General features: G+C 63.8%; 7 protein-coding genes. All 7 read left to right on the forward strand.

Features of this window, described 5'->3' with window-relative positions; all coding sequences use genetic code 11:
• Positions 1–5: 5 nt before the first annotated feature.
• From H587_RS17570 to cas2, 7 genes are read left to right on the forward strand one after another with little or no spacing between them, the layout of a single operon-like run.
• On the forward strand, positions 6–2,477 hold the full coding sequence (locus H587_RS17570; protein WP_051202498.1) for a CRISPR-associated endonuclease Cas3'': 2,472 nt from the start codon (positions 6–8) through the stop codon (positions 2,475–2,477).
• A gap of 11 nt (positions 2,478–2,488) precedes the next feature.
• On the forward strand, positions 2,489–3,190 hold the full coding sequence (gene cas5c / locus H587_RS0106505; RefSeq protein ID WP_027175576.1) for a type I-C CRISPR-associated protein Cas5c: 702 nt from the start codon (positions 2,489–2,491) through the stop codon (positions 3,188–3,190).
• Positions 3,191–3,195: 5 nt separating this feature from the next.
• Positions 3,196–5,163, forward strand: coding sequence for a type I-C CRISPR-associated protein Cas8c/Csd1 (gene cas8c / locus H587_RS0106510; RefSeq protein ID WP_245560831.1), 1,968 nt, complete (start codon positions 3,196–3,198; stop codon positions 5,161–5,163).
• The gene (gene cas7c, locus H587_RS0106515) at positions 5,163–6,005 is read left to right on the forward strand and encodes a type I-C CRISPR-associated protein Cas7/Csd2 (protein ID WP_027175578.1); all 843 of its coding nucleotides are present in this window, start codon (positions 5,163–5,165) and stop codon (positions 6,003–6,005) included. The genes cas8c and cas7c overlap by 1 nt, the downstream gene beginning before the upstream one ends.
• 4 nt (positions 6,006–6,009) lie before the next feature.
• A complete protein-coding gene (gene cas4, locus H587_RS0106520; RefSeq protein WP_027175579.1) occupies positions 6,010–6,618 on the forward strand; it encodes a CRISPR-associated protein Cas4 in 609 nt (202 codons plus the stop codon).
• Positions 6,615–7,646, forward strand: coding sequence for a type I-C CRISPR-associated endonuclease Cas1c (gene cas1c, locus H587_RS0106525; RefSeq protein WP_027175580.1), 1,032 nt, complete (start codon positions 6,615–6,617; stop codon positions 7,644–7,646). The genes cas4 and cas1c overlap by 4 nt, the downstream gene beginning before the upstream one ends.
• Positions 7,647–7,655: 9 nt before the next feature.
• A complete protein-coding gene (gene cas2 / locus H587_RS0106530; RefSeq protein ID WP_027175581.1) occupies positions 7,656–7,946 on the forward strand; it encodes a CRISPR-associated endonuclease Cas2 in 291 nt (96 codons plus the stop codon).
• The last annotated feature ends 154 nt before the right edge of the window (positions 7,947–8,100 follow it).

Consider the following 8,100-nt stretch of genomic DNA (forward strand, 5'->3'; position numbering starts at 1 on the left):
TGGAAATGCACGATAAGCCCATCGCTCGCCCAGGACAGTACTTATCAGCGCATCTAGTGAATGTCGCGCAGCTTGCCGGAGTTTTTGCGAGGGCGATTGGATTTCCGCTTGCGGGGCAACTCGTCGGTGGCGGACATGATGAAGGTAAGGTTTCGCAAACATTTCAGCACTACATTCGCTCCGCCGCTGGAATCACCGACCCTGAGGATGAGGAATACGTTGACGCCAAGGGATTTCGGGGGAAAATCGACCACTCCAGCGCTGGTGCCCAGAGATTATGGCAGGCCATCATGCAGGAGCGGGCCCCGGCGCAAAACGTCCTGTTCGCTCAAATGTTGGCCCTTTGCATCTGCTCGCATCACTCCGGCCTTATCGACTGCCTGGGGCCGTGGGGCGAGGATCTCTTCAAGAGACGCATGGAAAAGCCGTCCGAGCAGACGCATATCGAGGAAGCGCTCGAGGCCTTCGGCGACGGCTTCGGCGCGTCGGGTGAGCAGCTGCTGCCCGCGACCATGAAGGAGATGCGGGACCGCTTGGCCGCAATGCTCCGGCCGGAGCCGTCCGCATATTGCGATAAATGTTCCCTGCGACCCACGAAGGCGTGCCGCATCCACAACCCCCTGGCGTGGTTCTCCTTGGGGCTCGCGACGCGGATGCTGTTCAGTTGTTTGGTCGATGCCGACCACACCGACAGCGCAGACGCCGAGCACCCGGAAAATGCCGCCTTGCGTTCCCACGGCACTCCGCCTTGGCGGCGACTCGTCGAGCGGCTGGAAAAGCGGTTCATGGAATTTTCAGGTAACCGCGCCATCGACGCAATCCGTAGCGAAATATCGGCGCATTGCCTCGCCAGAGCCACCGGCTCCAAGGGCGTGTTCACACTCACCGTGCCTACCGGCGGCGGCAAGACATTGGCTGGTCTGCGATTCGCCTTGCACCACGCAGTGCATCACAGCATGTCGAGAATCATCAACGTCATCCCCTTCACGTCCATCATCGATCAGAACGCCCAGGTGGCGCGGGAAATCTTGGAATGCGGCGAGGAGTTCGGCCGCGTGGTGCTCGAACATCACTCCAACCTCACACCCGAAAAGGAAAGCCCCCGCACGAGGCTGGCCTCGGAGTGCTGGGACGCTCCGGTCATCTACACCACCATGGTGCAGTTCCTGGAAAGCCTGTTCCGGGGCGGCACACGCAACGCCAGGCGCATGCATCGGCTCGCCGGGGCGATCATTGTTTTCGATGAGATACAAACGCTGCCGGTGAACTGCGCGCACCTCTTCTGCAATGCGGTGAACTTTCTGGTTCGGGAATGCGGAGCCAGCGTCGTGCTCTGCACGGCCACGCAACCGCTTCTGGACAGGCTCGCCCGGCCCGAGTTGGGCGTGCTTTCCCTTGACCCACGGTGCGAACTGATGCCGCACCGGGATGCGTACTTCGACAAGCTGGAACGGACCGAGATTCTCGACGACACCAAGCCTGGCGGCTGGAGCGTCACGGAGATCGCCGATCTCGCCATCGGCGAACTGCGTCGGGCGGGTAGTTGCCTCGTGGTCGTCAACACCAAGCGCTGGGCGCGTGAGCTGTATGAGGAATGCGCCGCGCGAGGCATCGCCGAAGTGCGGCATCTAAGCACAGACATGTGCGCGGCGCACAGACTGTGCGTACTGGACGAGATGCGCGCGGAACTCAAAGCCGGGCGACCGGTGTTGTGCGTCAGCACCCAACTCATCGAGGCGGGGGTGGATGTCAGCTTCGGCGCGGCCATCCGCTTTGTGGCCGGACTGGATTCCATCGTCCAGACGGCTGGCCGCTGCAACCGCAACGGCGAAAGCAAGGATGGACGGCCCGGCCAGGTGCATGTGGTCAACCCGGATCGCGAGAATTTGAGCAGACTCAGGGAGATTCAGACTGGTCGCGAAATGACCTTGCGCGTTCTGGGCGACTTCCGAAAGGAGCCCGACTCGCTGGGCGGCTCGCTGCTGCACCCCAAGGCCATGGAGCGCTACTTCACGTATGCGTTTTTCGACCGTCGCGACGAAATGGCCTACCCGGTCTCCGCGGAAGATGCCGGGCATGGGGACACGCTGTTCAATCTGCTCTCGTGCAATCCGCTGAACCCCGGCAACATGCATGCACCGCTCGCTTTGCGCCAGTCCTTCGCCACTGCGGGCGAGATATTCACGGTCATCGACGCGCCCACCTGCGGTGTGCTCGTGCCCTACGGCGAAGGGAAGGATCTCATCGCCCAACTGTGCGGCGTTTTCCATCCGCAACAAGAGAAACCGCTGCTCCGACGCGCGCAACGTTACTCTGTCAACGTTTTTCCCAATGTGCTGAAGGGGCTCCAGGGAGCGCAGGCCTTGCACGAGACTCAAAAGGGAAGCGGTGTTTGGTATTTGGATGCCCAGCATTACAGCGGGCGATTCGGGCTTTCCGTCAACGAGGTCGAAGAAATGGCCGTGCATATTTGCTAGGGAGGTGCTTCGTGAATAACGGCATCACGTTTCGGCTCACCGGGCGCTACGCCTTGTTTACCGATCCGCTCACGCGCATCGGCGGGGAGAAGTGCTCGTACCACGTCCCCACGTATGAGGCCCTGAAGGGCGTCGTCAAATCCATCTACTGGAAACCGACGCTGATCTGGTTCATCGATAAGGTGCGGGTGCTGCGACCCATCCGCACCCAGACCAAAGGAACAAAGCCTCTCGGCTACGGCGGCGGCAACAGCCTCGCCATTTACACCTTCCTGGTCGATGTCGAGTACCAGGTCCAGGCGCATTTCGAATGGAACGAGCACCGCCCGGAGCTGGCCAACGACCGCAATGACGGCAAGCACTTCGGGATCGCCCGGCGCATGCTGGAGCGCGGCGGCAGGCAGGACATATTCCTGGGCACGCGCGACTGCCAGGGCTACGTGCAGCCCTGCGCCTTCGGCGAAGGCGAGGGGCACTACGACGGCCTCGACGAGCTCGCCTTCGGACTCATGTTCCACGGTTTCGACTACCCGGACGAGACCGGGGAACACATGTTGCGCAGCCGCTTTTGGCAGCCCGTCATGAAGCGCGGCGTCATCGAGTTCCCCCGCCCGGACGCCTGCCATGTCCGCAAGGAGGTACGCGCAATGAAGCCCAAGCAGTTTGAGCAGGGACGCAACTTCCGCCCGGTGGAAGAGGAGGAAATGCCGTGAGTTGGATGCAGACGCTCTATGAAACGCACAAGCCGCTCTCCTGCCTCCCTGTGACCGAGGGGGAGACGGGGACGTGCGTCCCGGAAAGCCACAGCACCGCGCGGGCGCACATCGAAATCGTCCTCGACACTGTGGGGCAATGCTCCCGCGCGAGTATCATCGACAAGACCGACGCCACGACGGTTATCCCCTGCACCGAGGCGTCGGCCACGCGCAGTGGGAAGAAACCTGTTCCCCATCCGCTCTGCGACGGTTTGCAATATCTCGCGGCGGACTTCCGCAAATACGGCGGCGTGGTCACCAGCGGCTTCGCCAAAGAGGATGACCAACCGCACAAGGACTACATGGAACAGTTGCGCAAGTGGGTTGCGGCGTCACCGCACCCCAAGACCGTGCGGATTCTCAAGTACCTCGAAGGCGGCACGGTGATCGCGGATCTGGTGCGGCAACACGTGCTCCCGCTCGACGTGGGCGGGAAGATCGCCTCGTCGAAAACGTCCGAGACGGCGGAGTGTCCGATTTGGGCCGTGCTCCCGGCGGGGCAGTCTGCGGACAAGGCCGTCGTGCGCTGGCGCGTGGAAATCCCAGGCGACCTAGCCTCCGGCGTGTGGGAGGACCAGAGCCTTCTGGACAATTGGTCGGCCTACTACCCCGCAACCATCGAAACCAAGGGACTGTGCATGGTGAACGGGGATGTCGTCGCCCTGAGCAGTCTGCACCCGGCGAAACTCCGCCACGCCGGCGACAAGGCCAAGCTCATCTCCTCCGACGACACCTCGGGCTTCACCTTTCGCGGGCGCTTCACCGACGGAACGCAGGCCTGCGGCGTGGGCTACGAGGTCAGCCAAAAGGCGCACAGCGCCCTGCGCTGGCTCATCGCCCGGCAGGGGTATCGCAACGATACGCAGGTCTTCGTCAGTTGGGCGGTATCCGGCAAGCCCACGCCTCCTCCCATTGAGGATTCCCACGACTGGCTGGATGAGCCCATCGACATGGACGACGCTGGCGCGCAGGCCGGGCCAGATCACACCAGGGACGCGGGCCAGAGCTTCGCCCTGCGGCTGAACAAGTACATCGCGGGCTACGCGGCCACCCTTGACCCCACGGAGTGCATCGTGGTCATGGGGCTGGATTCCGCCACGCCAGGCCGCATGAGCATTATCTACTACCGGGAACTTCTCGGGTCGGAGTTTCTTGAACGGCTGAAAAAATGGCACGCGGACATGGCTTGGCCGCAGCGCGTTTCCATCAAGCAGAAGGGGAAGGGCAAGAAAAAGGGAGCGCCGGTCGCCCCGTGGCGCGTCTGCGCGCCCACGCCCAGGAACATCGCCGAGGCGGCCTACGGACTCAGGCTGGACGACAAGCTCAAACGGGCAACGGTGGAGCGCCTTGTCCCCTGCATTGTGGACGGTCGGGAGCCGCCAGCCGATCTGGTCGAGAGCTGTGTGCGCCGAGCAGCCAACCGTCCTGGTTTCAAGGAGCATTGGGAATGGGAACAGGCGCTGGGCGTTGCCTGCGCCATGTACAAGGGCCGCCACGCGCGACACGCGGCGGCTGAACAACGGAGGATTTACGGCATGGCCCTGGAACCTGAGCGCACATCACGTGATTACCTGTATGGGCGGCTTTTGGCCGTTGCGGAACACATTGAGGAGATTGCCTTACGTGTGGCCGGGGAGGACCGGCCGACCACGGCGGCGAGGCTGATGCAGCGCTTCGCCGATCATCCCTGCTCCACGTGGCGCACCATTGAAATGGCCCTGCAACCTTACATGCAACGATTGCAGGGCAGCAGGGGAGGGTTTCTGCATAACATGCGCACACTGCTCGACGAGGTGCTTTGTCTTTTTCAGGGAGAGGATTTTCAGTCTGAGCACCGTCTGACCGGGGAATTCCTGCTGGGCTACCACTGCCAACGGCAGGTTTGGAAAAAGGACAGGAGCAACGCAGCCGAAACTGAAGGAGAAGAGTAATGAGCAGCCTCCAGAACAAGATCGACTTCGCCGTCATCATCACGGTCCTGCGCGCCAACCCCAACGGCGACCCTCTCAACGGCAACCGTCCACGCGCGGACTACGACGGCTTCGGCGAGATTTCCGACGTCTGCCTGAAGCGTAAGCTGCGCGACAGGCTGCAAGAGAAGGGTGAATCCATTTTCGTCCAGTCTAATGACCGCAAGACCGACGGCATGAACAGCCTGCGCGAACGCGCCGAGGCCGGACTGAGCAAAGAGCAGTGGACGGACAGGGACAAAACGGCCAAAGCCGCCTGCGCGAAATGGTTCGACGTGCGGGCCTTCGGCCAGCTGTTCGCCTTTAGCGGAAAAAAGAAGAAGGGCGGCGAGGAGGACGGCGACGGCGTCTCCATTCCCATCCGCGGGCCGGTCACCTTGCAAGCCGCAGTCAGCGTCGCCCCCGTCAGCGTGTCCAGCATTCAGATCACTAAAAGCGTAAGCGGCGAAGGCGACGGCACCAAGCGCGGTGCGGACACCATGGGTATGAAGCACCGGGTGGACAAGGGCGTTTACGTGGCCTTCGGCAGCATGAACCCACAGCTTGCGGAGCGGACGGGCTTTTCCGATTCCGATTCTGAGACCATCAAGGGCATTCTGCCGAAGTTGTTTGAGAACGATGCTTCTTCCGCCAGGCCGGAAGGCAGCATGGCAGTGGCAAAAGTCATTTGGTGGAAGCACGACTGCAAGGCGGGCCAGCATTCTTCGTTCAAAGTCCACCACAGCCTCGTGGTGAACGCCGATGGCAGCTACGCGTTGGCGAATCTGCCCGGCCTGATCCCGGAGGAGATCGACGGGTTTTAGCCCCATGTACTCCGAGGACGGCCTGCTGCCCCTTTCGGCCTTGCAGCATCTGCTCTTCTGCCCGCGCCAGTGCGCGCTCATCCATGTGGAGCGGCAGTGGGAGGAGAACCGTTTCACGGCCGAGGGCCGGGTCGCCCACGAGAAGGTCCACGAGGCGGGAAGCGAAACCAGGGGCGGCCGGAGGATCGTCTCCGGCCTGCCCCTGCGCTCCCTGCGGCTGGGGCTCTCTGGCCAGGCCGACGTGGTGGAGTTCGAGGCCGACGGCGCGCCCTTCCCCGTGGAGCACAAGCGCGGCCGGGCCAAGGAGGAGGACTGGGACCGGGTGCAGCTCTGCGCCCAGGCCCTCTGTCTGGAGGAGATGACCGGCAGGACGGTGGAGCGGGGGGCCTTGTTCTACGGCAAGACCCGCCGCCGGGAGGACGTGGTTTTTGACGCGGACCTGCGGCGGCGCACGGAGGAGACGGCCGCACGACTGCACGAACTGGTGGAATCCGGCCGCACGCCGCCTCCCGAGCCCTCGGGCCGTTGCCGGAACTGCTCCCTGGCGTCCGTGTGCCTGCCGGGCGCGCGCCGCTCGGTGGAACCCTATCTGCGCAAGGCGTTCGACGAATGAAGCACTATCTCAACACGCTCTATGTGACCACCCAGGGGGCCTATCTGGCCAAGGACGGCGAATGCGTGCTCGTGCGGGTGGAGGGCGAGGACCGCTTGCGCCTGCCCATCCACGGTCTCGGCGGCATCGTCTGTTTCGGCCAGGTTTCGTGCAGCCCGTTCCTGCTGGGGCATTGCGCGGAGAACGGCGTGGGCGTGAGTTTCCTCACCGAGCGCGGCCGATTCCTGGCCCGGGTGCAGGGGCCGGTTTCGGGCAACGTGCTCCTGCGGCGGGAGCAGTACCGCCGGGCCGACGACCCCGCGGCCTCGGCGGCCGCGGCGCGGTGTCTGCTCACGGGCAAGATCGCCAACTGCCGGGCCGTGCTCCTGCGCACCGCGCGCGACCACGAGGACAAGGTGAACGCCGGAGCCTTGCGCGGCGCGGCGGAACGACTGGCGGACTGCGGCCGCCGTCTGGACCCCGGCCTGCCCCTGGACGTGCTGCGGGGCATCGAGGGCGAGGCGGGCAACGCCTATTTCGAGGTCTTCGACCATCTGCTCACCAACCAGAAGGAGGAGTTCCGCTTCAGCGTCCGCAGCCGCCGCCCGCCGCTGGACCGCATCAATTGCCTGCTGTCCTTTCTCTATGCGCTGCTGGCCCACGACGTGCGCTCCGCCCTGGAGTCCGTGGGCCTGGACCCGGCCGTGGGATTTCTGCATCGCGACCGGCCGGGACGGCCCGGCTTGGCATTGGATCTCATGGAGGAGTTCCGGCCCGTGCTGGCCGACCGTCTGGCTCTGTCGCTGGTCAACCTGGGACAGGTTCAGGCCCGGGGCTTCCGCGTGGAGGAGAACGGCGCGGTGCGCATGGACGACGACACCCGCAAGGCCGTGTTGGTGGCCTATCAGAAACGCAAGCAGGAGGAGATGCGGCACCCGTTCCTGGACGAGAAGGCCCCGCTGGGACTCATGCCGTATCTCCAGGCCTTGCTGTTTGCGCGTTGGCTGCGCGGCGACCTGGACGGCTATCCGCCGTTCCTGTGGCGCTAGGAGGCCGGGATGTTCGTGCTGGTGAGCTACGACGTGAAGACCGAGGATGGGGACGGCCGGAGACGGCTGCGGCGCATCGCCAAGGCGTGTCAGGACTATGGGCAGCGGGTGCAGTATTCCGTGTTCGAATGCATCGTGGACCCGGCCCAGTGGACCAAATTGCGGGCGCGCCTGCTGCGGGAAATGAATTCCGAGGAAGACAGCTTGCGGTTTTATTTCCTGGGCTCCAACTGGCAGAGGCGGGTGGAGCACGTGGGGGCGAAACCGGCTCTGGACCTGGAGGGGCCGCTGGTGATTTGAGGCCGCGCGAACCTCAAGCACACGGGGAAATCCCGGGAGGTTCGCGTTTGAGGAGTTCCTTGACAATTCAATAGGATGAATGGGAAGCCTCGATTCTGGCCGGAGGCCGCGCGACCCTTCCGGGCGCGGTTCGCGCGAAACAGGCCGGAAACCC

It is taken from the genome of Desulfovibrio aminophilus DSM 12254, from assembly GCF_000422565.1.
Classification (GTDB): Bacteria; Desulfobacterota; Desulfovibrionia; order Desulfovibrionales; family Desulfovibrionaceae; genus Aminidesulfovibrio; species Aminidesulfovibrio aminophilus.